This window comes from Streptomyces sp. TAA204 (assembly GCF_000424965.1).
The window spans coordinates 85909-112631 of the sequence record NZ_AUKW01000006.1; the positions used below are offsets into that span (position 1 = coordinate 85909).

General features: G+C 72.6%; 22 protein-coding genes and 1 riboswitch. Of the genes, 14 read left to right on the top strand and 8 right to left on the bottom strand.

The genetic code is table 11. The features are described from left to right. Positions 1–38 precede the first annotated feature (38 nt). From H343_RS30425 to H343_RS30430, 5 genes are all read left to right on the top strand, one after another. Positions 39–950, top strand: coding sequence for a TrmH family RNA methyltransferase (locus H343_RS30425; protein ID WP_037903639.1), 912 nt, complete (start codon positions 39–41; stop codon positions 948–950). A 161-nt stretch (positions 951–1111) separates the two neighbouring features. Beyond that, positions 1112–2299, top strand: a complete 1188-nt coding sequence (locus H343_RS0113200) for an ATP-binding protein (RefSeq protein ID WP_078505554.1) — start codon at positions 1112–1114, stop codon at positions 2297–2299. A gap of 146 nt (positions 2300–2445) precedes the next feature. Then, positions 2446–3585, top strand: a complete 1140-nt coding sequence (gene pheS, locus H343_RS0113205; protein WP_028431541.1) for a phenylalanine--tRNA ligase subunit alpha — start codon at positions 2446–2448, stop codon at positions 3583–3585. Continuing rightward, a complete protein-coding gene (gene pheT / locus H343_RS0113210) occupies positions 3585–6134 on the top strand; it encodes a phenylalanine--tRNA ligase subunit beta (RefSeq protein ID WP_028431542.1) in 2550 nt (849 codons plus the stop codon). The genes pheS and pheT overlap by 1 nt, the downstream gene beginning before the upstream one ends. Before the next feature lie 294 nt (positions 6135–6428). Then, the gene (locus H343_RS30430; protein WP_078505556.1) at positions 6429–7721 is read left to right on the top strand and encodes a PP2C family protein-serine/threonine phosphatase; all 1293 of its coding nucleotides are present in this window, start codon (positions 6429–6431) and stop codon (positions 7719–7721) included. A 6-nt stretch (positions 7722–7727) separates the two neighbouring features. Here the strand turns inward: H343_RS30430 and H343_RS0113220 are convergent, their stop codons facing one another. Beyond that, the gene (locus H343_RS0113220) at positions 7728–8588 is read right to left on the bottom strand and encodes a 3-hydroxybutyryl-CoA dehydrogenase (protein ID WP_028431543.1); all 861 of its coding nucleotides are present in this window, start codon (positions 8586–8588) and stop codon (positions 7728–7730) included. 266 nt (positions 8589–8854) lie between these two features. On the opposite strand from H343_RS0113220, the gene H343_RS0113225 reads away from it, so the two are divergent. Then, the gene (locus tag H343_RS0113225; RefSeq protein ID WP_028431544.1) at positions 8855–10114 is read left to right on the top strand and encodes a family 10 glycosylhydrolase; all 1260 of its coding nucleotides are present in this window, start codon (positions 8855–8857) and stop codon (positions 10112–10114) included. 63 nt (positions 10115–10177) lie between these two features. On the opposite strand, the gene H343_RS0113230 is transcribed toward H343_RS0113225, so the two are convergent. Further along, entirely contained in the window at positions 10178–10369 is a 192-nt protein-coding gene (locus H343_RS0113230) for a DUF1918 domain-containing protein (RefSeq protein WP_028431545.1), read from the bottom strand. 115 nt (positions 10370–10484) lie between these two features. Continuing rightward, positions 10485–11444: a DMT family transporter gene (locus tag H343_RS0113235; protein ID WP_028431546.1), complete on the bottom strand. Its 960-nt coding sequence runs from the start codon at positions 11442–11444 to the stop codon at positions 10485–10487. Between H343_RS0113235 and H343_RS0113240 the strand changes: the two genes are divergently transcribed. After that, positions 11443–12888, top strand: coding sequence for an aminotransferase-like domain-containing protein (locus H343_RS0113240; RefSeq protein WP_028431547.1), 1446 nt, complete (start codon positions 11443–11445; stop codon positions 12886–12888). The genes H343_RS0113235 and H343_RS0113240 overlap by 2 nt on opposite strands. Before the next feature lie 91 nt (positions 12889–12979). On the opposite strand, the gene H343_RS30435 is transcribed toward H343_RS0113240, so the two are convergent. Next, on the bottom strand, positions 12980–14197 hold the full coding sequence (locus tag H343_RS30435; protein ID WP_037903644.1) for an aromatic acid exporter family protein: 1218 nt from the start codon (positions 14195–14197) through the stop codon (positions 12980–12982). A 283-nt stretch (positions 14198–14480) separates the two neighbouring features. Next, complete coding sequence (locus H343_RS30440) at positions 14481–15419, bottom strand: hypothetical protein (RefSeq protein WP_051265138.1); 939 nt, start codon at positions 15417–15419, stop codon at positions 14481–14483. Between the two features lie 142 nt (positions 15420–15561). Here H343_RS30440 and H343_RS0113255 point away from each other — a divergent pair, with 142 nt between their 5' ends. After that, positions 15562–16131, top strand: a complete 570-nt coding sequence (locus H343_RS0113255; RefSeq protein WP_028431548.1) for a histidine phosphatase family protein — start codon at positions 15562–15564, stop codon at positions 16129–16131. A gap of 48 nt (positions 16132–16179) precedes the next feature. Here H343_RS0113255 and H343_RS0113260 read toward each other — a convergent pair whose 3' ends face one another. The 3 genes from H343_RS0113260 to H343_RS0113270 all read right to left on the bottom strand — a co-directional run bounded on the left by H343_RS0113260 (position 16180) and on the right by H343_RS0113270 (position 19741). Continuing rightward, entirely contained in the window at positions 16180–17184 is a 1005-nt protein-coding gene (locus H343_RS0113260; RefSeq protein ID WP_028431549.1) for a MerR family transcriptional regulator, read from the bottom strand. A 3-nt stretch (positions 17185–17187) separates the two neighbouring features. Then, positions 17188–17856, bottom strand: coding sequence for a HEAT repeat domain-containing protein (locus H343_RS0113265; RefSeq protein WP_028431550.1), 669 nt, complete (start codon positions 17854–17856; stop codon positions 17188–17190). Positions 17857–18109: 253 nt separating this feature from the next. Further along, positions 18110–19741, bottom strand: coding sequence for an FAD-dependent oxidoreductase (locus tag H343_RS0113270; protein WP_028431551.1), 1632 nt, complete (start codon positions 19739–19741; stop codon positions 18110–18112). A gap of 34 nt (positions 19742–19775) precedes the next feature. Here H343_RS0113270 and H343_RS33585 point away from each other — a divergent pair, with 34 nt between their 5' ends. The 6 genes from H343_RS33585 to H343_RS30450 all read left to right on the top strand — a co-directional run bounded on the left by H343_RS33585 (position 19776) and on the right by H343_RS30450 (position 26707). Continuing rightward, entirely contained in the window at positions 19776–20717 is a 942-nt protein-coding gene (locus H343_RS33585; RefSeq protein ID WP_486586893.1) for a helix-turn-helix transcriptional regulator, read from the top strand. Between the two features lie 145 nt (positions 20718–20862). Beyond that, a riboswitch (cobalamin riboswitch) is annotated at positions 20863–20986 on the top strand. 302 nt (positions 20987–21288) lie between these two features. Then, positions 21289–21978, top strand: a complete 690-nt coding sequence (locus H343_RS0113285) for a (2Fe-2S)-binding protein (RefSeq protein ID WP_028431552.1) — start codon at positions 21289–21291, stop codon at positions 21976–21978. A 191-nt stretch (positions 21979–22169) separates the two neighbouring features. Next, positions 22170–23198: an N-acetyl-gamma-glutamyl-phosphate reductase gene (gene argC, locus H343_RS0113290; RefSeq protein ID WP_028431553.1), complete on the top strand. Its 1029-nt coding sequence runs from the start codon at positions 22170–22172 to the stop codon at positions 23196–23198. 52 nt (positions 23199–23250) lie between these two features. Continuing rightward, a complete protein-coding gene (gene argJ, locus H343_RS0113295) occupies positions 23251–24453 on the top strand; it encodes a bifunctional glutamate N-acetyltransferase/amino-acid acetyltransferase ArgJ (protein WP_028431554.1) in 1203 nt (400 codons plus the stop codon). After that, positions 24450–25406 carry an acetylglutamate kinase gene (gene argB / locus H343_RS0113300; protein WP_028431555.1) on the top strand — a complete coding sequence of 319 codons (957 nt, stop codon included), beginning with the start codon at positions 24450–24452 and terminating at the stop codon, positions 25404–25406. The genes argJ and argB overlap by 4 nt, the downstream gene beginning before the upstream one ends. Further along, entirely contained in the window at positions 25403–26707 is a 1305-nt protein-coding gene (locus tag H343_RS30450; protein WP_078505562.1) for an acetylornithine transaminase, read from the top strand. The genes argB and H343_RS30450 overlap by 4 nt, the downstream gene beginning before the upstream one ends. The last annotated feature ends 16 nt before the right edge of the window (positions 26708–26723 follow it).

The window sequence follows — 26723 nt, forward strand, 5'->3', positions numbered from 1 at the left end:
TGGCGTCCGGGCACGAACCACGAAGTGAGCCGCCTCCCATGGGCACTCCCGACCTGATCTCCCCGCGCTCCGCACGCGTCGCCGCGGCGCGCAGGCTCGTGCGGCGCAACTTCCGCGCCAAGGACCGCCGCTTCCTCGCCGAGGGCCCGCAGGCCGTACGGGAGGCGGTCGCCCACGGGCGCGCGCGCACCGGCTGCGGAGCCGGCGACGGCACCGCGGACGGCGGCGGCCCGACGCTGCTCGAACTCTTCGCCACCGCCGAGGCCGCCGGCCGGCACCCCGAGATCGTCGGAGAGGCCCGGCGGAGCGGGGCGCGTGTGCACCTCGCCGAGGAGGCGACGCTCGCCGACATCGCACAGACCGTCACCCCGCAGGGACTCATCGGCGTCTGCCGCTTCCTGGACCGCCCTCTCCAGGAGCTGCTGGCCGGGCGGCCCCGCCTGGTGGCCGTACTCGCGCACGTACGCGACCCGGGCAACGCCGGCACCGTGCTGCGCTGCGCCGACGCCGCCGGAGCCGACGCCGTCGTCTTCACCGACGCCTCCGTCGACCTCTACAACCCCAAGGCGGTACGTGCCTCGGCCGGCTCGCTCTTCCATCTGCCCGTCGCCGTCGGTGTCCCCGCCGGGGATGCCGCAGCCTCGCTGCGCGCCGCCGGCGTGCGGCTGCTGGCCGCGGACGGCTCGGGCGGGAACGACCTCGACGCGGAACTCGACGCCGGAACCATGAGCGGCCCCACCGGCTGGATCTTCGGCAACGAGGCGTGGGGCCTGCCGGAGGAGACGCGTGCTCTGGCGGACGCGGTGGTGCGGGTGCCCATCCACGGCCGCGCCGAGAGCCTCAACCTCGCCACGGCCGCCGCCGTGTGCCTCTACTCCTCGGCGCGGGCACAGCGCGCCCCCGGCGGGTGCCGCGGTGAGACGGACGGCTCGGACAGCACGGCGGAATAGGGCGTTCCGGTGGCTCGCGTCAGGCGGCCGTCCGCACGTGGCCGGGCTGCATCCGCCCAGCGTCTCGGGGAGGGACACCGCGGTGCGCGCACTAGTAGGGTGCGTGCCCGGGGGCGGAGCAGAGGAGCCGGTACGACAGCATCAAGGGGGGTGCGGCGGGTATGGACGTGCGCGAATCCGGCACACAGCCGCGCGGGATCCCGCCCGGAACCTGCGTGGGAGCGCCGGAGGGCGGCCCGGGGGGCGCGGGCCCCGGTGATTCCGCCCCGGAAGCCCCCGCCCACCCCGGCCCCGCCGCCGGCGGACCCGGGGTGCACCCCGACGACCTGCCCGACGGACTGGTCGTCGCCGACCGCCGGGGCGACGTCGTCTGTTTCAACTCGGCCGCGGCCCGGCTGACCGGCACTCCCTCCGGCGAGGCGCTGGGCCGCCCCCTGGCCGCCGTGCTGCCGCTGGAGGACGTCAACGGCCGCCGCTGGTGGCAGCTCACCGATCCCTACGGCGGTCTCGCCACCCGCACCGGTCAGCCCGAGCGGAATCTGCTGCTGCCCGGCGGGCGTGAGGTGATGGTCGCCGCGCGGTACGTCCGCGCCTTCCCCCGGGGCCCGCTGGAGCGGCTGGTGGTGAGCCTGCGCGGGACGGAGGCGCGGCGGCGCGCGGAGCGCAGCCACGCCGAACTGATCGCCACCGTCGCTCACGAGCTGCGCTCGCCGCTCACGTCGGTGAAGGGGTTCACCGCGACCCTGCTGGCGAAGTGGGAGCGCTTCACCGACGACCAGAAGCGGCTGATGCTGGAGACCGTCGACGCCGACGCCAACCGCGTCACCCGGCTCATCGCGGAGCTGCTGGACATATCGCGCATCGACTCCGGGCGGCTGGAGGTACGCCGTCAGCCGGTGGACATGGCCGCGGCCGTGCGCCGTCACACCGGGGCGCACATCGCGGCGGGGCGTCCGGCGGACCGTTTCGTCATCCGCGTGGGCGCGCCCCTGCCGGACCTGTGGGCCGACCCGGACAAGATCGACCAGGTGCTGGGCAACCTGCTGGAAAACGCAGTGCGGCACGGCGAGGGGACTGTCACCATCGAGGTGGTGCCCGATCCGGGCGACGGAGAAGGAACGGCGGTTACCGTGAGTGACGAAGGCCCCGGCATCCCCGAGGAGTCGATGAGCCGCGTCTTCACCCGCTTCTGGCGGGGCAGCAGGCGCGGCGGCACCGGGCTGGGCCTCTACATCGTCAAGGGCATCGTCGAGGCGCACGGCGGGACGATCACCGTGGGGCGGGCGGCCGCCGGAGGAGCCCAGTTCCGGTTTATCCTGCCCGTGGGCGCCCCCGCCTTCATGGTCTGAGCGGCGCGCACGGGCTTCACAGGGCCCCAGGGGCCCGCGGGGTCCTTCACGTGATCACATCCGTGTACGGGGGACCACGCCCGCCCCTCTAGACTCGGCTGTCGGCACCCTTGCGCAGCCACAGCCAATCGGAAGTACGGGAAGAGATGTCCGCACCCAATAAGTCCTACGACCCTGTCGAGGTCGAGGCACTGAAACCGGAAGTCGTCGGGAAGGCCAAGGACGAGGCGCTCGCCGCCATCGCCGCCGCCGGTGACCTCGAAGAGCTGCGCGAGGTGAAGGCCGCCCACGCCGGCGACCGCTCCCCGCTGGCCCTCGCCAACCGCGAGATCGGCGCACTGCCCCCGCACGCCAAGGCCGAGGCCGGCAAGCGGGTCGGCCAGGCCCGCGGCACGGTCGGCCAGGCGCTGAAGCTGCGGCAGGAGGAGCTGGAGCGGGAGCGGGACGAACGCGTGCTGGTCGAGGAGGCCGTCGACGTCACGCTGCCCCACGACCGTCTGCCCGCCGGGGCCCGGCACCCGCTGACCACTTTCAGCGAGCGCGTCGAGGACATCTTCGTCGCGATGGGCTACGAGATCGCCGAGGGGCCGGAGGCCGAGGCGGAGTGGTTCAACTTCGACGCCCTCAACATCGCGCCCGACCACCCCGCGCGCACGATGCAGGACACCTTCTTCGTCCGCGGGAGCGGCGACGGCGGGGACGGCGAGGAGGACGAGGGCGCCGGCGTCGTCCTGCGCACCCACACCTCGCCGGTCCAGATCCGTTCGCTGCTGGAGCGCGAACCGCCCGTGTACGTCATCTGCCCCGGCCGCGTCTTCCGTACGGACGAGCTGGACGCGACCCACACCCCCGTCTTCACCCAGGTCGAACTGCTGGCCGTCGACGAGGGCCTGACGATGGCCGACCTGAAGGGCACCCTCGACCACATGGTGCGGGAGCTGTTCGGCGAGGGTGTGCACACCAGGCTGCGCCCCAACTACTTCCCCTTCACCGAGCCGTCCGCCGAGATGGACATGGTCTGCTACCGCTGCCACGGCGAGTCCGTGGGCGACCCGGACAACCCGTGCCGCACCTGCTCCAGCGAGGGCTGGATCGAGCTGGGCGGCTGCGGCATGGTCAACCCGCGGGTCCTCACGGCCTGCGGCGTCGACCCGGAGAAGTACAGCGGGTTCGCCTTCGGGTTCGGGATCGAGCGGATGATGATGTTCCGCCACAACGTCGAGGACATGCGAGACATGGTCGAGGGTGACGTGCGCTTCACCAGGCCGTTCGGGATGGAGATCTGATGCGCGCCCCGCTTTCGTGGCTGCGAGAGTACGTCGAGCTCCCGGCCGGCGAGACCGGCCGGGACGTGGCGGCGAAGCTGATCGAGGCCGGCCTGGAGGTCGAGACCGTCGAGCAGCTCGGCGCCGGGCTGAAGGGGCCGCTCGTCGTCGGCAAGGTCCTGGCGATCGAGGAGCTGACCGGTTTCAAGAAGCCGATCCGCTACTGCCAGGTCGATGTGGCGGACGCCAACGGCACGGGTGAGCCGCAGAACATCGTGTGCGGCGCGGTCAACTTCGCCGTCGGCGACAAGGTCGTCGTCGTGCTGCCGGGAGCCGTGCTGCCCGGCGGTTTCGCCATCAGCGCCCGCAAGACCTACGGCAAGGTCTCCGAGGGCATGATCTGCTCGGCCGCCGAGCTGGACATGGGTGACGACCACGGGGGGATCATCGTCCTCCCGCCCGAGTACGAGCCGGGCACCGACGCGGTGGAACTCCTCGAACTCGTCGACGAGGTGCTGGACATCGCCGTCACGCCCGACCGCGGCTACTGCCTGTCCATGCGCGGCATCGCCCGGGAGACCGCCACCGCCTACGGGAAGCCGCTGCGTGACCCGGCGCTGCTGGACGTGCCCGTGCCCAACGAGCACGGCTTCCCGGTGCGTGTCACCGACCCCCGCGGCTGCGACCGCTTCGCCGCCCGTACGGTCACCGGACTGCGGCCCGAGGCATCCTCGCCCCTCTGGCTGCGAAGGCGGCTGCAGAAGGCGGGCATGCGGCCCGTCTCGCTTCCTGTCGACATCACCAACTACGTGATGCTGGAGATGGGTTCGCCCCTGCACGCCTACGACCGCTCCCGGCTGGACGGGGCGATCACCGTCCGCCGCGCGGAGCGGGGCGAGCAGGTGACGACGCTGGAGGGCACCAAGCGCACCCTGGACGCCGAGGACCTCGTCATCGCCGACGACGCGGGCCCGGTCGGGCTGGCCGGTGTGATGGGCGGCATCAACAGCGAGATCGCCGACCCCCGGCAGGACCCGCAGAGCGGCGAATGGCACGGCACCACCGAAGTCGTCGTGGAGGCCGCGCACTTCGACCCCGTCTCGGTCGCCCGCACCAGCCGCCGCCACAAGATCTCCTCCGAGGCCTCGCGGCGCTTCGAGCGCGGCGTCGACCCGGAGGCGGCAGCGGCCGCCGCCCAGCGCACCGTCGACCTGCTGGTGCTGCTCGCCGGAGGTACCGCCGAGGCCGGGGTCACCCATTTCGCCGCCCCGCACGGCCCGCACACCATCAAGATCCCGGCCGCGTACCCGGACCGTGTCGCAGGTGTCACCTACGGCCGGGAGGCCGTCGTGCGCCGCCTGCTGCAGGTGGGCTGCGACGTGTACGGGCAGGACGAGCTGACCGTCACCGTGCCCTCCTGGCGCGCCGACCTCACCGATCCCAACGACCTCGCCGAGGAGGTCATCCGGCTGGAGGGGTATGAGAACCTTCCCTCCACGCTGCCCCGTCCGCCCGCCGGGCGCGGTCTGACCGAGCGGCAGCGGCTGCACCGCCGGGTCGGCAGGGCGCTGGCCGGCGAGGGTTTCGTCGAGACGCTCAACTACCCCTTCACCGGGCCCGCTTCCCTGGACCAGCTCGGTCTCGCCGGGGACGACCCCCGGCGCCGTACGGTCGACCTGGTCAACCCGCTCTCCGACGAGGAGCCGTCGCTGCGTACGACGCTGCTGCCGGGGCTGCTCGCGGCGCTGCGCCGCAACGACGGCCGGGGCAGCCAGGGCAGCCAGGGAGGTCTGGCCCTCTTCGAGACCGGCCTGGTCTTCCTGCCCACCGGAACGCCGCCCCGTGCCGCCCGGCTGCGCGTCGACGTCCGCCCGTCCGAGGAGGAGATCGCCTCTCTCGGCGAGGCGCTGCCCGACCAGCCGCGGTACGCCGCCACCGTGCTCGCGGGCCCCCGTGAGCAGCCGGGCTGGTGGGGTGAGGGCCGCCCGTCGGACTGGGCGGACGCGGTGGAGTCCGCCCGTACGGTCGCACGCGAGGCGCGGGCCGAACTCACCGTCCGCGGCGCCCGTCACGAGCCCTGGCATCCGGGGCGCTGCGCCGCGCTGTACGTCACGCACGACGGTGAGGAGGTGCTCGCGGGCCACGCGGGTGAGCTGCATCCACGTGTGGTGAAGGCGCTCGGCCTGCCGAAGCGCACCTGTGCGATGGAGCTGGATCTGGATGTCGTCGAGCGGGCGGGCGGCGGCGTGGTGCCGGCACCACGCGTCTCGGGCTACCCGGTCGCGACGCGTGACGTGGCGCTCGTCGTGGACGAGTCCGTGCCGGCCTCCGAGGTGGAGGCGGCGCTGCGTGCCGGAGCGGGCGAACTGCTGGAGTCGGTGCGGCTGTTCGACGTCTTCGCCGGTGAGCAGCTGGGCAGCGGGAAGAAGTCGCTGGCGTACGCGCTGCGTTTCCGGGCCGCCGACCGCACGCTCAAGGCCGAGGAGGCCTCGGCGGCGCGTGACGAGGCCGTCGCGGCGGCCTTGGAGCGTACGGGTGCGGTGCTGCGGGGCGCCGGCGTGGACGCGTAGTCGCTGCGGGCGGCCGGTGGTCTGCCGGCTGCCGGCTGCCGGCACGCGCTGTGCATGCAGCGATTCGAGGGGCGTACGGATCACCGTCCGTACGCCCCTCGGTGTGTCCGCACTGCTGTACGGACCGCGGAGGTGCACGGCTCACTCAATAGGGTGAGGAATGACGGAGGTTGGTCATCGGCGGTACCGACTCGACCACCATCGTGCACGTCGCACCGGGAGTCGGTGGGGAGGGGGCAGAGGCACCAGCACGGAGGGGCGCGCGACCGCCTCACAGGCCGGAGGGACCGTCGTATGACCGGAGACCAGGCAGCGAGCCTCCACGTCACCAGCCCCGGCTCCACCGCCTCCGTCCCCCTGGCGCGGGAGGTCTCCCGCCGGGTGACTCTCGGCCGGACGCTTGCCTACGCCGCACCCGCCGTCTGGGTCGTCGCGGTGCTGCTGTGGGAGCGAAGCCTCCCCAGCGGCACGCACGTCCTGGCACTGCTCGCCGCCACACCCGCCCTGGCCTGCGCGGGCACCGGCGGCAGCACCGGCATCTGGCTCGGCGGAGGCTGCGCGCTGCTCGCGCTCGGACCGCTGCCGGTGGCGGCGTGCGTCGAGAGCGGCAGCAGAGCCGGAACGGGTGCGGCCATCCTCTGCGTCGCGGTGGCCAGTTGCTGGGCCATGCGGCGCCGCGCACGGCTCGCCGACGAACTGGAACGCACCCGGGAGGCCGCCAACGCCGCCCAGCAGTGCCTCATACGTCCGCTGCCGCCGCGCGTCGGAGGGTTCGCGGTAGCCGCCGGGTATCTGTCGGCGGCACGCGGGGCGGCGGTCGGCGGCGACCTCTACGACGCCGTGGCCACGGAGCACGGTGTGCGGATCGTCATCGGCGATGTGCGCGGCCACGGTCTGGGCGCGGTCAGCACGGTGGCGGCGGTGCTCGGCAGCTTCCGCGAGGCCGCGCACGACGAACCGCGGCTCGGGCAGGTGCTGCGCCGTCTGGAGAGAGGTCTGGAGCGGCACTTGAGCGCACGCCGTGAGGAGGCGGGCCGGGACGGGGGCCCGCTCGGCGGCCTGAGCGAGGCCGACGAGGAGTTCGTGACGGTGCTGCTGCTGGAGGTCCGTCCCGGGGGAGCGGTCACCGTACTCAACTGCGGCCACCCGTGGCCGTACCGGCTGGCCGCGGGGGAGGGCGCCGCCGCCCGCGTCGGTACGGTCTGCGAGGCCGAGCCGCTGCCGCCGCTGGGCCTCTTCCCACTGCCGCCCGACGCCGAGCCGCTGCGGCTGCATCTGCCGCCGGGCGACGCGCTCTTCCTGCACACCGACGGAGCGGAGGACGCCCGTGACGCGGACGGTGAGTTCTTCGCCTTCGCCGACGTGCTGAGTGCCGTGTTCGCCGACCGCAGCCCGGCCGCGACGCCTGCCGCACCGGCGGAGATCGTGGCCTCCATGCGGCAGGCGGTGCTCAGCCACGCGGGTGCGCGGCTCTCCGACGACGTGGCTCTGCTCGCCCTGTGCGAGGAGGGCTGCCGCGCCCACGCGCAGCCGCAGCGGTCCCCGGCACAACCGGTGGCCGCGGGGCTGCCGTGCTCATGCCCGTGAGAGGGCTCAGGCGTAGGCGTAGAAGCCCGCCCCGGCCTTGCGGCCCAGGCGTCCCGCGTCCACCATCCGCTGGAGGAGCGGCGGAGCGGCGTACAGCGGCTCCTTGAACTCGGCGTACATCGAGTCGGCGACGGAGGCGACCGTGTCCAGGCCGATGAGGTCGGTGAGCTTGAGCGGGCCCATCGGGTGCGCGCAGCCCATCTCCATGCCGTTGTCGATGTCCTCGCGGCTGGCGATCCCCGACTCGAACATCCTGATCGCGGAGAGCAGGTACGGCATCAGCAGCGCGTTGACGACGAACCCCGACCGGTCCTGCGCACGGATGGTGTGCTTGCTCAGGAGGCCCGCGACCGCCGCCTCGGCGCGCTTGATCGTCTCCTCCCCGGTGGTCAGGGCGGGGATGATCTCGACGAGCTGCTGCACCGGCGCCGGGTTGAAGAAGTGGATGCCGATGACCTGATCGGGGCGCGAGGTGGCGACCGCGAGCCTGACGAGCGGGATCGAGGAGGTGTTGGAGGCGAGGATCGCGTCGGTACGGGTGACGACCTGGTCGAGAACCTGGAAGATCTCGGTCTTGACCTGCTCGTTCTCGATCACGGCCTCGATGACCAGGTCCCGGTCGGCGAAGTCGCCCAGATCGGTGGTGAAGGTGAGCCGGGCAAGCGTGGAGTCCCGCTCCTCGCCGGTGATCTTGCCGCGTTCCGCGGCCTTGCCCAGGGAGTTCACCAGCCGGGTGCGGCCCAGCTCCAGTGCCTCGCCCGTGGTCTCGGCGACCACCACGTCCAGTCCGGCCCGCGCGCACACCTCGGCGATGCCGGCGCCCATCTGGCCGCAGCCCACCACTCCGACGCGTTCGATGTCGGTCACCTCGTGCCTTTCGCTGTTCCTGCGGTCCCGGGCGGTACGGGGGGTGCCGTGAAGGGAAGGCTCCCGGGTACAGCCGTTCCGCCTCAACGCCAGACGTTACCTCCGAGTCCACTCTCCCCGCCGGGCCGGGGGTTGAAGCTCCCCGGGACGTGACGTCCGCGGGCGTCCGCACGTGTGAGAGGCCCGGCGGTACTGGCGGGATTGGTCTTCACCACTTCCGGTGGCACTTTTGAGGTGAGTGAAGAGGGACGACGAAGGGGCAGCGGATGCGGCGGATCACACGCAGGAGCTTCGCGGCGGGCTCTGCCGCGGCGCTGACGGGCGTGGCCGGCTCGGCGAACGCGCGCGCCGAGGAGTTCCGGCGCCGCCACACCCCGGCGGACGGGGCGGGCGGTGACGGGGACGAGGGCCGCGACGTGCGGGGCATGTGGATCGCCACGGTCGCGAACCGCGACTGGCCCGGCACCGCGGGCGCCGCTCCCGAGGAGCAGCAGGCGGAGCTGACCGCTCATCTCGACCACGCGTGCCGGCGCCGTCTCAACACCGTCTACTTCCAGGTGCGTCCCGCCGCCGACGCGCTGTGGCCCTCCCCGCACGAGCCGTGGTCCCAGTGGCTGACCGGCACCCAGGGCAAGGCACCCGGCTGGGACCCGCTGGGCTTCGTCGTACGGGAGGCGCACCGCCGGGACCTGGAGGTGGAGGCCTGGTTCAACCCCTACCGTGTCGCCCTCCACGACGATCCCGGGAAGCTCACCTCCGGCCACCCGGCCCGCCGCCACCCCGGCTGGGTCGTGCCCTACGGGGGCAAGCTCTACTACAACCCCGGGCTGCCGCAGGTGCGGCGCTTCGTCCAGGACGCCATGCTCGACGCCGTCGCCCGCTACGACATCGACGGCGTCCACTGGGACGACTACTTCTACCCCTACCCCGTGCCCGGTGAGACCTTCGACGACAGGGCCGCCTACGACGAGCACGGGCAGGGCTTCCCCGACGTCGCCGCGTGGCGCCGCCACAACATCGACCTGCTGGTGCAGGAAGCCGCCCGGCGCATCCGCCGTATCAAGCCCTCGCTGCGCTTCGGGATCAGCCCCTTCGGCGTGTGGCGCAACGAGTCCGCCGATCCGGCGGGTTCACAGACCTCCGCCCAGGTGCAGACGTACGACGACCTCCACGCCGACACCCGCAAGTGGGTCAGGGAGGGCTGGATCGACTACGTCATGCCGCAGCTGTACTGGCACATCGGTTTCGGGGACGCCGACTACGCCGAGCTGGCGCCCTGGTGGGCGGAGACCGTACGGGGCACCCGTACGCGCCTCCACATCGGTGAGGCTCTCTACCGCGCCGGGGATCCGGCCCAGCCGGCGCCCTGGCAGGACCCGGCCGAACTCTCCCGGCACCTCACGCTGTGCCGGGAGCTGCCCGAGGTGCGGGGTCATGTCTTCTTCTCCGCGAAGGAGGTCGGTGAGGACAGGAGCGGAGCGATGGACCGCGTCGTCACCGACCACTACCGGGCGCGCAGGAAGTGACCTTCGGGACCGCCGGGGCCCGTGCCGGCCACGTGCGAATCGAGGATGCACGCGGCCGTCGGGTCACGCCTTCTTCCGCTCCCGTACGACGGAGTCGGGTCCCGGTGACAGCACCGCCTCGTGTCCGTCCTCGAAACGGACCCGGTACGGCGGTTCGCCGTCGGCACCGAGCACTTCGATGATCTCGGCGACGCGGTCGTGGTCACCGACCACCCGGCCGTGCATCAGCAGATGGTCGCCCGTGTTCGCTCGCATCAGCAGAACCCTCCCGTTCACAGGGGTGTACGCCGTGTAAGCCGGAATGCCGCGCAGTCCGGGGTGTGCTCGTCCGTGGGCTCAATTCTACGGCGGAGAGCCTTCCGGCGCCGGGTCACGAACGGCTGCGCCGCACGACGACGATGCAGACGAGCACGGCCAGCGCCGTCACGGGAGCGAGGGGCGAGAGGTCCTCTCCCAGCAGCAGGACCGACCATCCGAGCGTGAGCAGCGGCTGCGCGAGCTGAGTCTGGCTTGCCCTGGCCACACCCGCCACGCCCATGCCCCGGTACCACAGCACGAGTCCCAGGACCTGTGATCCGGCCGCCCCCCACAGCAGGCCCGTCACCGCGTGCGCGGTCAGGTGCACGGGCTCCGTCAGTACGGCGATCACGGCACCGGGCACGGCCAGCGGGAGGCAGCCCACCAGCGCCCAGCCGATGACCTGGATGCCGGTCAGCTCACGCGCCAGCCTGCCACCCTCCGCGTACCCGGCCGCGCACACCAGCAGCGCCCCGCCGAGGAAGAGGTCGCCGGTGGCGGGGGTGCCGCCGCTCTCGTACAGCGCGAAGGCGAGTACGGCCGCGGCGCCGGCCAGCGCCGCCGCCCAGAAGACGCGGGAGGGGCGGTGGCCCGTGCGCAGCGAGGAGTACAGCGCGGTCGTCAGCGGCAGCAGTCCGACGACGACCGCGGCGTGCGCCGTCGAGGACGTCCGCAGGGCGAGCGTCGTCAGCAGCGGGAAGCCGATCATCACGCCCGAGGCGGAGACGGCCAGCCACGGCCAGTGGCGGCGGGCTGGCACGGGGACGCGGAGGACGGCCAGGATCACGGCGGCGAACAGCCCGGCGAGGAGGAGGCGCAGGGCCGCCGCCGACCACGGGCCCAGACCTTCCAGGGCCCAGGCGGTGGCGGGAAAGGTCAGGGAGAAGCAGGTGACGCCGAGGCCGGCGAGCAGCAGGCCGCTCCCGGCCCGTCCCCGTGCCGGGCCGGAGGGGGCCGGAAGGGGCGGGGAGACGGGGGCGGCGGGTGGAACCGCTATCGCCGACGGTGGAGTAGCGCTACTGTTGACTCTCATGAATCAGAGTAGCAGTGTCGCTGAGCTGGTGAAAACCCTGCGAGGGAGCGTGAACCGCTACTCACCGGGTGAGAAGCTGCCCTCCAGTCGGGAGCTCGTCGAGGAGCACCGCGTCAGTCCGGTCACCGTCTCCCGCGCGCTCGCCCAACTGGCCGTGGAGGGGCTCGTCGTCACCCGGCCCGGCGCCGGGGTCTTCCGTGCCGAGCCGCGCCGGGAAGCTCCCGTCCACGGCGACACCTCCTGGCAGGAGGTCGCCCTCAGCGCCGAGGCGTCCGCCGACCAGGTGCCTCGCAGTGTCGACGCCGGGGGCCTCCTGACCACGCTCGCTCTCCCGCCGCCCGGTGTGATCGAGCTCAGCGGTGGCTACCTGCCCGCGGGGCTGCGGCCCGAACGGGCACTGTCCGCCGCCCTGGCGCGTGCCGGACGGCGGCCCGGAGCCTGGGAGCGGCCGCCGGTGGGCGGGGTGGAGGAGCTGCGCGGCTGGTTCGCGCGCGAGATCGGCGGCCACCGCGGGACGGTCACGGCCGCGGACGTACTGATCACCTCGGGCGGCCAGAGCGCGATCACCACCGCTCTGCGCGCGCTGGCCGCGCCCGGGGCCGCGGTCCTCGTCGAGTCGCCGACCTACCCGGGACTCATCGCCGCCGCCCGAGCCTCCGGCCTGCGACCCGTTCCCGTGCCCGTCGACTCCGACGGGGTGCGCCCGGACCTGCTCGCGGGAGCCTTCCGCGCCAGCGGCGCACGTCTCTTCTTCTGCCAGCCGCTCTTCCAGAACCCGACCGGCGCCGTACTGTCCGCCGAGCGCGGACAGGCGGTGCTGCGCGCGGCGCGGGAGGCCGGCGCGTTCGTCGTCGAGGACGACTTCGCCCGCAGCCTCGCCCATGAGGACGCCGGGGGACTGCCACCCACCCTTCGCGCGGACGACCCTGACGGCAGAGTCGTCCACCTGTGCTCGCTGACGAAGGTCACCTCGCCCAGCCTGCGCGTCGGCGCCCTCGCCGCGCACGGTCCGGTGCTGGAGAGGCTGCGCGCCGTACAGACCGTGGACAGCTTCTTCGTCTCCCGTCCGCTCCAGGAGGCGGCGCTCGAACTCGTCGGCGCGCCCGCGTGGCCGCGTCATCTGCGCGACGTCGCCGCGCGGCTGAAGGGGCGGCGCGAGGCGATGCTCACCGCGCTCGCCCGTGAGGTGCCCGCCCTCTCGCTCGCGCACGCGCCGCGCGGCGGCTACTTCCTGTGGCTCCGGCTGCCCGACGGCACCGACGAGACCGCCCTCGCCGGTGCCGCGCTGCGCGCGGGCGTGTCCGTCGCGCCGGGCCGTCCCTACTTCGCCGCCGAATCCCCCGCCCCGCACGTGCGGCTGAGCTTCGCCCCGGCCACGGGCGAGGCCGAGATCGCGGAGGGGGTACGGCGTCTGCGCACCGCCTGCGAGGAGGTGCTGGGCTGAGCGGCTCCCGTTCGCCCGCTTCCCTCCGCGGGGCGGCGGGCCGCGCGTGCGCGGACGACCCCCCACCTCCGGCGGTGTGGCCGGGGCGCGCTCAGTCCCCGCATGCCGTGGCCTCCTCGACGGAGCGCTGGAGCACGTCGCAGGTGTGCTGGACCTCCTCCATGAGCCGGGTCGCCTCCGTGAGCAGGATGTCGTACGGCTGCGAGGGGTCGCCCAGGGGGATCGAACTGCTCTCGGCGTTCTCCACGAGCCGGGCCCTGGCGTCCTGAGCCTGCTCCGCCGCCTCGCACAGTTCGGGGGCCTGCTGCTGAAGACGGTCCTCGTCGAGCCGGCTGAAGAGCTCCGTGATGTGTGAAAGGGAGGCCAGGAGGTCGCCGTAGCGGTGGAGGAAGTTCTCGTGGTCCTGGTCGGTCCGGCCGTCGTGTGCCTGGTCGAGGCTGCGCGTCATCGACGACAGCTGGTAGGTGACCCTCTCGAAGGCGTCAATGACACTCTCGTAGCCGCTGAAGGTGGGATTGTGCCCCCGCAGCAGCCTGCGGGGGTTGTACAAGGCGCTCTCCTTGGCGGTCCGCACGGACGCCTGCGCCTGGCTGACGATGGGCCCCAGGCGCGACGCCCGCTGCCGCCAGTGCTCGGTGCGCTCCTTCTCCAGACGGCCCTGCCGCAGCGCCGGATACATGTCGCTGACCAGGTCGCACAGGGAGTGCGCGAGCGTGTGGATGCCCGACTCCGCGCTGCGGTAGCGCATCGGGGGGAGCACGAGAATGTTCACGATGACGCCCGCACCGCAGCCGATGCAGACCAGCACGATGATCTCTCCCAGCTGGGAGATCCCCTGGCTCGTGCTGCTGGCGGCCGCATAGGTGGAGAAGGCGAAGAAGGCCGCCGTGACCACCTGTGAGCCCTGTGAGCCAAGCCTCTGCCACCGTCCGATGGTCAGTCCCGCCAACGCCACCAGGACGAACGTCAGCAGATACGGGCCGGTCAGCAGCCCGAGCACCGCCTGCACCGCCACACCGGCCGAGACCGCGGCGAGATAGCGGAGCATCTGCAGCAGCGACCGGTAGACGGTGACCTGCATGATCAGTACCGCGGAGAACGGTGCGAACGCGGGGGACTGCGCCTGCATCACATCGTGGGCGATGAACCAGGCCACGCTCGCGGCAAGGGTGCTCTTTCCGACGAGCGCCAGGGTGTGCCGCTCGTGCCCGTCCGAGCCTCGCGCCCGTACCAGCCACTGTTTCGCCCTTGCCGCCCTCCCCTGGGGCGCCGCCTCCGTCCGCTGGGACGGTGCCGCCGTATCGGCCATGTATTTCCTCTCCTCGGATCATCAACGGGCCGGATCAGCCGCTCGCGTACCCGCGCTCGGCAGGTCGGCACGCGGGAGTGCCGAAGATCTCACGCGGGACGGGCGTCCTGCGAACCCGTCGCACGTCAGAAGCCGTTGGGAGCGGACGGGACGCCGGCCCTCGACCGTTCGCCCACCGGCTCAACCGCGCTCCGGCGGGAGCTTGCCGGCCTTCCGTACGCCCCTCCCGGTGAGACCTCCCGCCGGCACGGTCACGGCAGTTCCCCCGGCACTGACCCTCCCCTCAGTGCCCTTTCCGCCGCCCGGCCGGCGAGCCACGGTCGTCCCGCCCGGGCGGCCCGTCCGCCAGAAGGCGCGCACGCTCCCCGGCGTCGTCGGCCGCACGGCGCTTCTCCCGGTGGACGCGGTCAGCCTCCCGCTCGCGCTTCCTCGCGCGGGAGCGGTCCTCCTCGGCTTCGCGCAGTTCACCGCGGAGGCGCTCGGCACGCTCGTCCGCCTCGCGGCGTGCGGTGCGGGCCGCCTGTGCGTCCTCCCCGGCGGCCCCGGCCTCCTGCCGCAGTCCGCGTGCCGACTCCTCGGCCCTACGGGCGTCACGTCCCGCATGGCCGGCGGTTTCCCGCTCCCGCGCCGGCACGCCCGCTCTGCCTCCGCTCCCGGCACGGCTCTTCGCACCGCCCGTCCCGCTGCTCCTGGAACCGCTCTGCTTCACGCTCCCGGCGGGCGGCGTCCCCTCGGCCTCCCGTGCGGCGGCGTCGAACCCGACGGGCACGGACAGCGGCTTCGAGAGCCGTCCGGCAGCCCACGTCCGGGCGGAGTCCGGGTCGGCGAGTACGGCCTGGAGGGTCTGTGCCAGCTCCTGCCGGGCCTGGTCGCCCATGGACTGGCCGGCCGCGGCTGCCAGCTCCGCGGCCTGCCGTGCCAGGGCGCCGACCAGCTGATGCTGCTGCCGGGAGAGCGCCCTCAACTCCTCCCCGTCCAGGTTCCGGTGCGCGCCGCGCAGTTCGCGGCCCAGCCGCAGCAGCGGCTCGACCGCCTCCGGCTGTTCGCGCACCAGCAGGTTGCTCGCCCATGCGGCCAGGCTCGGACGGCGCAGCTCGCGGATGCGGGCGGCCAGTTCCCGCTGCCCGCCGGTCCGGGCCTGCCGCGCCCGGTCGTTGCGGGCGGCGGTGAACTCCCCGGGCGGCAGCCCGTACAGCTCGTCCGCCACCTCGTCCAGGTCCATACGGCCTCCGATGCCCGGTAAGTCCCTTTATGTCACCGCGGTTCATCATCGCACCGGGGTCTGCGGGGACGCGCCCGCGCGGGATGTGAGAACTGGACGACTCCCTGTCGAACACGCGAGCAGGTCGTTCTACGATCGCCGGATGGCCCTTCGCCTGACCCTGCTGGCCGCCAGCCGCAGCTCGTCGGTGCTCGACGTGCGGTTCGGGGACAACCGCCCGCTCGACGCGCTGGGGTGGCACGAGATGCAGCGGGTGGGACCGGCGCTGTCCCACCTGGCCGCGGCAGAGCTGCGCTACTGCTCGCCCTCGCCGCGCTGCCGGGAGACCGGGCTCTCGCTCGGACTCGCGCCGCTGGCTCAGCCCGCCCTGCGCGACTGCGACATGGGCCGCTGGAACGGATTCACGCTGCAGGAGGTGACGGCACGGGAACCGGGAGCCGTGCGCGCCTGGATCGCCGATCCGCGCCTGGCGCCGCACGGCGGAGAGTCGCTGCTGTCGTTCATCCAGCGCGTCGGCGCCTGGCTCGACACCCGTCCGGCGGGCAACCAGGGCTGGGTGGTCGCGGTGACCGAGCCGGGAGTGATGCGGGCCGCGCTGTGCTACGTCCTCAAGGCGCCGCCGCAGTCGTACTGGCACATAGACGCACCGCCGCTCTCCGTCGTCACGCTCTCGGGGCGGCCGGGGGAGTGGAGCCTGAGCCTGGCGGGCTGACACCTGCGCTGACGCCTGGGCGGCGGTCCCCGTTCCGGACGAGGTCCCTCACCGTGTGCCGCGCAGCTGAAGAACGTACGCCGCAGTCAGCGCAACGGCGCGGTCCCCGTCGTGCGAGAGCTCCACGAGGGCGTGTGAGGCGGTCGCCCCCGGGATGCCCGCCAGCGCCTGGGTGAGCCGTCCGCGTGCGGGCGCTTGAGTGCCGCCGTGGGCGAGGCGGTCGATGAGCACGGCAGCGACCCGCTCCGCCGTCGCGTCGTCGCCCGCCAGCACGCTCAGTGCATCGGCTGCGTCGGTGTCGTTCCTTCCCTCCACGATCATGTCGATGAGCGTCGGGAGCGTCTCGGCCACTCCACGTGTCCCCAGAGCCAGAGCCGCATGCCCGCGGACCACGGAGTCGGGACTCGCAAGAGCCGCCCGCAGCATCCCGGCAGCCTCATCGCCGGGCATCTCGGCGAGGGACCGAACGGCACGCTCCCGCACCGCGGCCACCGGCGAGTCCAGACCCTCCGCCAGCAGCGCCGGTCCGCCGCCGCCCGATCTCGCGAGCGCCCATCGAAGGGCTCCGGCGACGTTGGGTTCCGTCTCGCTCAGTGCCGCCTCGACCAGGGCCTCCACCGGCACCGGAACCTCGTCGGCCGAGGAAAGAGCCGCGCGCTGGCGCGCGTCGGCGCTCTTCGACCCCAGCGCCTGGAGGAGGGCGACGACCTGGAGGACGTCCTCCCAGCCGGCGGGGTCCGCCGCGTCGATCCGGCGCAGACGCGTGAGCAGTTCGGTCTCCGCCGCGATGCGTTCGCGTGTACGGCCGATGAGGTCGCTGACGAGCGCCGAGGGGGTGAAGCCGGGATCTTCGAGGGTGCGCCCGATCTCACGCAGTGACAGTCCCAGCGACCGCAGGCTCTCGATGTGGAAGATCCGCCGGATGTCCTCCCCGGAGTACTCCCGGTAGCCGGAGCCCGTACGACCCGAGGGCCGCACCAGACCCAGCGACTCGTAATGCCTGAGCATGCGGGCGCTGACCCCGGACCGTCGCGCCACCTCACCGATCAACACGCCCTATCGTCCCTCCTGACCGGGCCCGAGAGCCACGATGCGCCTTGCCTCCTCGATCGCCGGCCCGAATCCGGCGTCCGGGTCCTGCAGCAGCCGTTGCGTGGCGAGCGCGTGCGCACGCACGCCCGGGTCGGGGACCGTCGTCGCAGCCCGAAGAGGCGGCACGATCACTTCCCCCAGCGCGACCAGGGCCCGGCTGAGACTCAGCTGCAACTCCCGCCCACCGCGCCCGAGCTGCGTCGCCAGCACCGCGGCCAGGTCGGACTCCTCGCCCTCCGGCACGAGCACGGCCGCCGCCCGCCAGGCGCTCCGCGCCACCTCGTCGTCGGCGTCGGACAGCAGCGCCCGTGTGAGCGCCGGCCACGCCTGCCGGTCCCCGATCTTGGACAGCGTGTGCAGCGCCTGGCTCCGTGCCCGCGCAGGCTCCGAGCGGACTTCGCGGAGCAGCGCGGGAACCGTCATGGACGCCGGGTGGCGGGTGAGCGCCCAGGTCAGCATGTCGCGGACGAAGAACTCGGGCTCGACGGCGCACCGCTCGATGAGCTTGTCGACGAAGCGCGGGTCAGGCGTCGTCCCGGCCGCCAGAGCAACCCGCAGCCGCACGGACGAGCGACCGTCCTCCAGACCCTCCAGCGCCCGCACCGCATCCATGTCCTCTCCCGTGACCGTCATCGGGACCACCTCCATGGAAGGAAGTGAAGGCCCTGTCACCGTGTCAAGGTCAAGCAGGTCCCCTCCGCGCGGTCACGGGGACGCGAACGCGACCAGCGACTTCACGGCGCACAGTTCTCATGGGGCCGCCGGGGACCGGTCGGCTTCACTTCTTCGTACGGCGTGGTTGGGGTGTTCGAGGTCCGCCGTTCCAACCCGCCGGCCGGCGGGTTGGAACGGCAGGCCGAGCGCCGAGGCACTTCAGTGGTGATCGTCAGTAGCCGACGATCTTCGGCCAGTGACGCTCGACGCCGACGGCGTCCAGCTCGGCCTGGAACTCCTCGAGCAGTTTGTCGTCGGCGCGTACCTGGGAGGGGGTGATGTCCCGGTCCGCGCAGAAGCCGATGAGGTGGCCGTCGACCTCGCCGATGTTCCACTCGACCAGGGGCATCCGGTAGGCGCCGTTGGTGATGTGGGTGGTGCCGATGTTCTTCGCGCCGGCGAGCAGGTTGGTGACCCGCACGGGGATGAGCGCGCCCAGGGGCAGCTCGAACGGGCAGCAGCCGATGTCGATGTAGGAGTCGCCGCCGGTGGAGGGATGCAGGTCGATGCGGTACATGCCGACCCCGACGCTGTCGCGGTGCTGCACGGCGCCGCGGTTCCCGCGAATCTCCAGGGAGATCTCCTGCTCGACGACCGTGTGCTCGGCCACGATGCGACGCGACTCGCGGATGTAAGGCGCCTTGGCCAGCCCGTCGGAGCTGTCGCCCAGCACATCGCCACGCAGACGCAGCCCCGGCCAGCCGGTGCCGCCGTCGGGACGCGGAGCGGCGGTCTGCAGCCAGTACAGCAGGCTCAGCGACAGCTCACGGGCCCGGCCGAGGTGGAAGGCGACCTGCTCCGCGGGAACATCGAAGACGGGACCGTCCCAGTAGTCCACCTGCGGCCAGTTCACCAGCGTGATGTCGGACGCGTAGGCATCGGGCAGAAAGTTCCGGGCTGCCGCGATGCGGCGGAAGGTCCACAGGTTGCGGTCCAGGCGCCCCACCCGCTGGTCCGCGTAGTCCGGGCGGATGAGCGTGTGGTCCTCGACGGGGTTCGGGATGAACGTGTGGTGCGAGGGCGCGAGCGTCTTGGGATGGGGCGCGGTCAGCGAGAGCCGGCCGCCCGGCCAGTCCGTCGCCGAAGAGGTCGCGAAGTGTTCGTAGCTGTCGGGGCGCGCGACGGTGAAGTCCCCGCCGTCGATGTGGTCGAGTGCGAGGCACACCGAGACCGGCTGCATGTTGAGTGGGGCCGGCAGTTCCGGAGCGTGCGGTTCACCGGTGGCGTCCCGCGACTCCGCGCCGGTGACGTACTCGACGCCGGCCAGCGGCAGCAGGTCGCCGGTCTCCGTCGCATCGACGAACCAGGCAGCGCTCACCGTCCTGAGGTCACCAGTACGGCGATCACGCAGAGTGATCGACTCCAGTGTGTCGGGGTCGCCGGTCTCCGTCGCGGAGACCGGTTCGTGCTCCATCAGCACACGGATGCGCCCGGACGCCCGGTGCGGCGCGAGGAGAGCCTCGAGCACGGCGAGGGACACACGCGGCTCGTGGCAGAGGTCGGAGACCTTGGCGGAGCCGGGATTGAAGGCCACCGTGCAGCGGGCCGCCTCGGTCAAGGGGTAGTGGCGGCGGTAGTAGGAGCGAACAGCCTCACGGAAACCGCGGTAGGTGGCTGTGCAGCCGAACTGCTCGATCCACACGTGCTCGTCCGGGGGGACCCCCTGGCTCGTGAGGACGCCGCCGAGCCAGTCGGTCGGCTCGGTCAGGACAACGCTCACGCCACGTCGCGCCGCGGCCAGGGCTGCCGAGACGCCGCCCAGACCACCGCCGACCACGAGAAGTTGTGTCTCAATCTCGGTCATGCCGAGATCTCACCACCGCAAAAGCGCCGGCAACATGGCCAGAGTGAGCAAGCCTGTGTCTGGAATTGATACCGCCTCCCGGCGCCTGAGAATCGTCAATTCCGTGGTCCGCAGCGTCGTCCACCCTCCTGGCTCCCGTATCGGGCCCCGGGTGCAGGGCAATGTTCAGCTGATGCTGATCCATTCCGGAACGATGGTCGTGCACGTGGACGACCGCGATCCGTACGCCGTTCCCGGGGGGCAGATGTGCATCCTGCTGCCCGGGCACACCGAGGTGATCGGCTTCGCCCAGGGCGCCGAGACCCGCCAGACGCTCGTACGCGGCGAACTCGACGAACTCACCCCGCAGATGAACCGGTGGCTGGAGGAGCTGCGCCCGACCAGACCGTTGTCCTCCGCCCTGACGTACATGGCGCGCGAGGCTCTGATCACGGAACAGACCCGTCTCACCGCCCAGGGCGCACTGGTCGACGCGCTGGCCACGGCACTGCTGTGGCGCTTCATCGCCGAGTTCGAGAATCTGCCCGCTGCGCTGCCGGCGCCCATCGAGGACGCACGGCTGTTCATCCACCGCAACGTCCAGAGCGACATCGACCTGGCAGCCCTCGCCACGGTCGCGAGGGTGAGTCCTGAGCACTTGGTGCGCCTGTTCCGTGAGCACATGAACACCACACCCATGCGCTACCTGTGGGACCGACGCGTCACTCACGGTATCGAGCTGTTGACCAGTTCGGGGCTGCCCGTCGGATCGATCGCGGCGTGCTCGGGCTTCAAGACGAGCTTCCATTTCGCGCGCAAGGTCAAGGAGGCCACAGGTCTGTCGCCGACGGCGCTGCGTGCGTGCCACTGGTCGCAGCACTCAACGGACGCCGACGGCAACCAGCGACCGTCTCGGGCCGGCCCGCGCAGCGAGCAGCTCTCCGGCCGCGTCGGCCGGCCGGAGAATACGAAGTCCCCACCGGCAGCGCCGAAGTGATGACCCGTTGTCGGTGACCCCGTGCGGCTTCTCCCAGGTCACGGTCTCCCAGGTCACGGCGTCATCGGTCGGCGATCACGGACCGAGCTGTGAGCGGCGCCGGGTGAAGGTGCCATGATGACGGGGAACCAGGCGAGCGCGGAATGAGGAAGCCGGTGTGAATCCGGCGCGGTCCCGCCACTGTGATCGGTGAGCGAATCCCACACAGGCCACTGCCCGCACGCGGTGGGAAGGCCGGGACGAGCGACGACCCGAGAGCCAGGAGACTCCCACGACTCGCGTCCTCGACGAAGCCGGGGCGGACTTCCCCGGAGAGGCAGGAGGGCGTCATGCCCGAAAGGCCGAACGGGCCGTTGCCGTGCCGGGTCACCGTGTGCCGGGACTGCTGCTGCGGAGGCCCGGAGGTGACTGGAGCCGAGCACGCCGAGCAGACCGCACGCCTGCGGGCCGGAGTCCCCGGAGCCGCTCCGCTGTCCGGCGTTCTCACCCTGTACTCCTTCACCGCACCGGGCCGTGTGAAGACGCCCCGCTCGCCCGTCCGGGACCGCGGACCGGGAACGCGGGTGAGCCGATGACCGCCTCCGGACCCGTCCCCGCCCACTCGGCGGCGGAGGCGCTGACCGACGCTGCGTCCCTCGGCCCGTTCTTCACCGTCCACCTCGGCGGGGAGGACCGGGGCTGGCACCCGGTGCGCGAGTCCTACGCGCGCGGATACGCGGACCTGATCCAGACCTGCGGGGCGCGCTACGGCACGCAGGAGGAGCGCATCCCCGCCTCGATCGTGCAGCTCGGCCACGCCGCCCGCCTGTGGTCGCCCGCGCTGGCCTGCACCGTCGCCCACGGCGTCATACCCGACTTCGACGCCCTGCACCGCGCCGACGACGGAGCGGCCCTGCGGCTGCCGGCCGCCGCGGGCCGACGAGCCGGGCCGCTCCCGGATGCGGTGGAGGCGCTGTACCGGCTCGTGATGGAACAGCACTTGGACGCCTTCGCCGCGGGACTTCGCGTCAAGGTCGCCCCGCGGTTGCTGGACGGCAACGCCGCCTCGGCGCTCATCGGGGCGGCCCGCGCGATCCTGCATCTCCGCCCCGGACTGCGTGCGCGGCTCACCCCGCTCGTGAGCGGCCTGCTCGCGCGTGGGCGGTTGGCCGGCACCGGGGATCTCGTCGCTCCCGACCTGTCCTTCCGGCGCCGCAGTTGCTGCCTGTTCTACCGCGTTCCCTCCGGGGGCAAGTGCGGTGACTGCTGCCTGGACCGCTGAGTCGGCGCAGCGCCACGAAGGTGACCGGGCGCCCCGCCTCTGGGGCGAGCGCCGGGCGGCCAATGGCTTCCGTGTCCGTGCCCGGCGGCGGATACACGCCGACGCGGTGACGGGAGTTCACCGCCACCGGCTTTGCATAAAGCTGCCGTGCTGCGTATAGTCATACTCTCAACGAGGAGGGTTCGATCCGGATGGCAGTACGAGCGGCAGTCGCGGGGGCGAGCGGGTACGCGGGCGGGGAGATCCTGCGTCTGCTGGCCGCGCACCCCGAGGTCGAGGTCGGGGCGGTCACCGCGAACTCCAACGCCGGTGCCCGGCTCGGCGCGCTCCAGCCCCACCTGAGCCCCTACGCGGACCGCGTGCTGGTGGAGACCTCGCCCTCCGAGCTGGCCGGCCACGACGTCGTCTTCCTCGCGCTGCCGCACGGGCAGTCCGCCGCGGTCGCCGGGGAGCTGGGCGAGGACGTGCTCGTCGTGGACTGCGGTGCGGACTTCCGGCTGACCGACGCGCACCAGTGGCAGCGCTTCTACGGAACTCCGCACGCCGGGAGCTGGCCATACGGTCTGCCGGAGCTGCCCGGCGCGCGAGCGGCGCTGCGGGACGCCTCGCGCGTCGCCGTTCCCGGCTGCTATCCGACTGCCGTCTCCCTGGCGCTCGCCCCTGCCTACGCGGCAGGGCTGGCCGAGCCGGAGGCCGTCGTCGTCGCGGCCACCGGCACCTCGGGCGCGGGCAAGGCCCTCAAGCCGCACCTGCTGGGCAGTGAGGTGATGGGCTCCATGAGCCCGTACGGCGTGGGCGGTACCCACCGGCACACCCCCGAGATGATCCAGAACCTCTCGGCGGCCGCCGGGGAACGCGTCAGTGTCTCCTTCACCCCCACACTCGCCCCCATGCCGCGCGGCATCCTCGCCACCTGCAGTGCGAGGGCGGTGCCCGGCACCGGGGAGGAGGCGCTGCGGGAGGCCTACGAGAAGGCGTACCGGGACGAGCCGTTCGTCACGCTGCTCCCCGAGGGCACGTGGCCGGCCACGGCGTCCGTGACCGGCTCCAACACCGTCCACCTGCAGACCGCCCTCGATGAGGACGCCGGGCGCCTCATCGTCGTCAGTGCCCTGGACAACCTCACCAAGGGCACCGCGGGCGGCGCGGTGCAGAGCATGAACATCGCCCTCGGGTATCCCGAGGAACTCGGTCTGCCGGCCGTGGGGCTCGCCCCGTGAGTGACGGGGCCACCGGGCCCCGGGGCGCCGGCGAAGCGAACGGAGAAGCACAGTGAGCGTGACAGCGCCGAAGGGATTCACGGCCGCGGGCGTCGCCGCCGGGCTCAAGGACAGCGGCGGCCCCGACCTGGCTCTGGTGGTCAACGAAGGACCGCGCCGCGCGGCGGCCGGCGTCTTCACCGCCAACCGTGTCAAGGCCGCCCCGGTGCTCTGGTCCCAGCAGGTGCTCAAGTCGGGTGCGGTCACCTCGGTCGTCCTCAACTCCGGCGGCGCCAACGCCTGTACGGGTCCGCCCGGCTTCCAGGACACCCACGCCACCGCCGAACACGCGGCGCGGGTGCTCGGCCACAGCGCCGGTGAGGTCGCCGTCGCCTCCACCGGACTGATCGGCATCCGCCTCCCCATGGACAAGCTGCTGCCGGGCATCGACGAGGCCGCGGGCCTGCTCTCGCCGCACGGCGGTGAGAAGGCCGCCATGGCCATCAAGACCACCGACACGGTGCACAAGACCGCTGTGCGGGAAGGCGGTTCGGGAGCCGGAGCCGGAGCCGGAGCCGGGGCCGGAGCCGGGGCCGGGGCCGGGTGGACCGTCGGCGGGATGGCCAAGGGCGCCGGCATGCTCGCGCCCGGACTGGCCACCATGCTCGTCGTGCTCACGACGGACGCCGACCTCGACACCGCCGCGCTGGACGAGGCCCTGCGCGCTGCGACCCGTACGACCTTCGACCGGATCGACTCCGACGGCTGCATGTCGACCAACGACACGGTGCTGCTGCTGGCCTCCGGCGCCAGTGAAGCGGTGCCCGACCGCGCGGAGTTCGCCGAGGCCGTACGTGCCGTGTGCGACGACCTCGCGCTGCAGCTCATCCGGGACGCCGAGGGCGCCTCCAAGGACATCCGCATCGAGGTGGTGGGTGCGGCCAGTGAGTCGGACGCGGTCGAGGCCGGCCGTTCGATCGCGCGCAACAACCTCCTCAAGTGCGCCCTGCACGGCGAGGATCCCAACTGGGGCCGGGTGCTCTCGGCCATCGGCACCACCGGGGCGGTCTTCGAGCCGGACCGGCTGAACGTCGCGATCAACGGCGTGTGGGTGTGCCAGGACGGCGCCGCCGGCGAGGACCGGGGCAAGGTCGACATGCGCTACCGCGAGGTCTCCGTCACCGCCGACCTCGGCGCCGGCGGTGAGCGCGCCGTGATCTGGACCAACGACCTGACGGCCGACTACGTCCACGAGAACAGCGCGTACAGCTCATGAGCCGGCACCCTCCTCACCCCGCACGCAAGCACACCGCGCTGCCCAAGGCGCGGACGCTCATCGAGGCGCTGCCGTGGCTCACCCGGCACAACGGCAGGACCGTCGTCATCAAGTTCGGCGGCAACGCCATGGTGGACGAGGAGCTGAAGGCCGCCTTCGCGCAGGACGTCGTCTTCCTCCGGCAGGCCGGGCTGCGTCCCGTCGTCGTGCACGGCGGCGGGCCGCAGATCAGCGCCCAGCTGTCGAGGCTCGGCCTGGACTCGGAGTTCAAGGCCGGGCTGCGGGTGACCACCGAGGAGACGATGGACGTCGTACGGATGGTGCTCGCCGGGCAGGTGCAGCGTGAACTGGTCAACCTGCTCAACCAGCACGGCCCGCTCGCCGTCGGGATGACCGGTGAGGACGCCCGCATCATGGCGGCCACGAAGCGCTACGCGCGGGTGGACGAGGATCTGGTCGACATCGGCCGCGTCGGGGACATCGACTCCATCGACACCGGCGCGGTCCGGGCACTGCTCGACGACGGCCGCATCCCCGTCATCTCCTCCATCGCCCGCAGCGCCGACGCCGAGACCGGTACCGGCACGGCCGGCGCCGGTACCGGTGTCTACAACGTCAACGCCGACACCGCCGCCGCGGCGCTCGCCGCGGCGCTGGGAGCCGAGACGCTGATGGTGCTCACCGACGTGGAGGGCCTGTACGCGGACTGGCCGCACAGCGACGAGGTGATCAGCGAACTGACCGCCGCGGAACTGGAGAAGCTGCTTCCCGATCTGGCCAGCGGCATGGTCCCCAAGATGGAGGGCTGTCTGCACGCCGTGCGCAACGGAGTGCGCACGGCACGCGTCCTGGACGGCCGGGTCCAGCACTCGATCCTGCTGGAGATCTTCACCGACGAGGGCATCGGCACCATGGTCGTGCCCGACAAGCACGAGGGGGACCCCACGCCATGAACACCGCCGTCACCGGTACGAGCGGGGGCGCCGGGTCCGCCGCCCCCGAAGGCACAGCCTCCGGCACGGGTTCCGGCACCGGTGCGCCCGGCCGGGGCGGGGACACCGGCCCGGGGAACGCCGAGCTCACCGGCCGCTGGCAGTCCGCGCTGACCGACAACTACGGAACCCCGCGGCTGCCCCTGACGCACGGCGTGGGCTCCACGTTCTGGGACGCCGGGGGCAGGTCCTACACCGACTTCGTCGGCGGCATCGCCGTCAACGCGCTGGGGACCGCGCACCCGGCGGTCGTCCGGGCCGTCTCCGAGCAGATCGCCACGCTCGGCCACGTCTCCAACCTCTTCATCGCCGAACCGCCGGTCGCCCTGGCCGAGCGGCTGCTGGAACTGGCGGGGCGCCCGGGCCGCGTCTACTTCTGCAACTCCGGTGCCGAGGCCGTCGAAGCCGCCTTCAAGGCCGGGCGCCGCACCTCCCGCACGCACATGGTCGCCACCGAGGGCGGCTTCCACGGCCGCACCATGGGCGCGCTCGCACTGACCGGGCAGCCCGCGAAGCAGGCGCCCTTCGAACCGCTGCCCGGCGAGGTCACGCACGTGCCCTACGGGGACGCCGAGGCGCTGCGCGCCGCCGTGACGACGGAGACCGCGCTCGTCATCGTCGAGCCGGTGCAGGGAGAGAACGGCGTCGTCGTACCGCCCGAGGGCTATCTGGCCGCGGCCCGCGAGATCACCCGCGCGACCGGGACACTCCTCGTCATGGATGAGATCCAGACAGGTATCGGACGTACCGGCCACTGGTTCGCCTGCCAGGCGCAGGGCGTGGAACCCGACATCATCACCCTCGCCAAGGGGCTGGGCGGCGGCCTGCCGCTCGGCGCGACGATGCTCTTCGGCGAGGCCGCGGATCTGCTCACACCCGGTCAGCACGGCTCCACCTTCGGCGGCAACCCCGTCGCCTGCGCCGCTGCCCTCGCGGTTCTGGAGACCCTGGAGGCGGAGGAGCTGCCCGCCCGCGCCGAGCGGCTGGGGACGCGGCTGGGTGACGCGATCTGGTCGCTCGGACATCCGCTCGTCGAGCGGGTCCGCGGAGCGGGACTGCTGCTGGGTATCGTGCTCACCGAGCCCGTCGCACCGCGCGTGCAACAAGCGGCTCAGGACGCGGGGTTCCTGGTCAACGCGGTCGCGCCGGATGTCGTACGGCTCGCACCGCCGCTGATCGTCACCGAGGACGAGGTGGAGGCTCTCGTCCGAGCCCTGCCCGGTGTCCTGGACGCGGTGGACGGCGGGCGGACGAGCCGATGAGCCGAAGGGGATCGGG

Bases quoted from the DNA above. Each gene is read 5' to 3' on its own strand.
- H343_RS0113225 (WP_028431544.1), top strand. From the start codon at position 8,855: ATGCGGCGGATCACACGCAGGAGCTTCGCGGCGGGCTCTGCCGCGGCG.
- H343_RS30425 (WP_037903639.1), top strand. From the start codon at position 39: ATGGGCACTCCCGACCTGATCTCCCCGCGCTCCGCACGCGTCGCCGCG.
- H343_RS0113240 (WP_028431547.1), top strand. From the start codon at position 11,443: ATGAATCAGAGTAGCAGTGTCGCTGAGCTGGTGAAAACCCTGCGAGGG.
- H343_RS33585 (WP_486586893.1), top strand. From the start codon at position 19,776: ATGGCCAGAGTGAGCAAGCCTGTGTCTGGAATTGATACCGCCTCCCGG.
- H343_RS0113235 (WP_028431546.1), bottom strand. From the start codon at position 11,444: ATGAGAGTCAACAGTAGCGCTACTCCACCGTCGGCGATAGCGGTTCCA.
- argB (WP_028431555.1), top strand. From the start codon at position 24,450: ATGAGCCGGCACCCTCCTCACCCCGCACGCAAGCACACCGCGCTGCCC.
- pheT (WP_028431542.1), top strand. From the start codon at position 3,585: ATGCGCGCCCCGCTTTCGTGGCTGCGAGAGTACGTCGAGCTCCCGGCC.
- H343_RS0113255 (WP_028431548.1), top strand. From the start codon at position 15,562: ATGGCCCTTCGCCTGACCCTGCTGGCCGCCAGCCGCAGCTCGTCGGTG.
- pheS (WP_028431541.1), top strand. From the start codon at position 2,446: ATGTCCGCACCCAATAAGTCCTACGACCCTGTCGAGGTCGAGGCACTG.
- argC (WP_028431553.1), top strand. From the start codon at position 22,170: ATGGCAGTACGAGCGGCAGTCGCGGGGGCGAGCGGGTACGCGGGCGGG.
- H343_RS0113285 (WP_028431552.1), top strand. From the start codon at position 21,289: ATGACCGCCTCCGGACCCGTCCCCGCCCACTCGGCGGCGGAGGCGCTG.
- H343_RS30430 (WP_078505556.1), top strand. From the start codon at position 6,429: ATGACCGGAGACCAGGCAGCGAGCCTCCACGTCACCAGCCCCGGCTCC.
- H343_RS0113230 (WP_028431545.1), bottom strand. From the start codon at position 10,369: ATGCGAGCGAACACGGGCGACCATCTGCTGATGCACGGCCGGGTGGTC.
- H343_RS0113270 (WP_028431551.1), bottom strand. From the start codon at position 19,741: ATGACCGAGATTGAGACACAACTTCTCGTGGTCGGCGGTGGTCTGGGC.
- H343_RS30435 (WP_037903644.1), bottom strand. From the start codon at position 14,197: ATGGCCGATACGGCGGCACCGTCCCAGCGGACGGAGGCGGCGCCCCAG.
- H343_RS30450 (WP_078505562.1), top strand. From the start codon at position 25,403: ATGAACACCGCCGTCACCGGTACGAGCGGGGGCGCCGGGTCCGCCGCC.
- H343_RS0113200 (WP_078505554.1), top strand. From the start codon at position 1,112: ATGGACGTGCGCGAATCCGGCACACAGCCGCGCGGGATCCCGCCCGGA.
- H343_RS0113265 (WP_028431550.1), bottom strand. From the start codon at position 17,856: ATGACGGTCACGGGAGAGGACATGGATGCGGTGCGGGCGCTGGAGGGT.
- H343_RS30440 (WP_051265138.1), bottom strand. From the start codon at position 15,419: ATGGACCTGGACGAGGTGGCGGACGAGCTGTACGGGCTGCCGCCCGGG.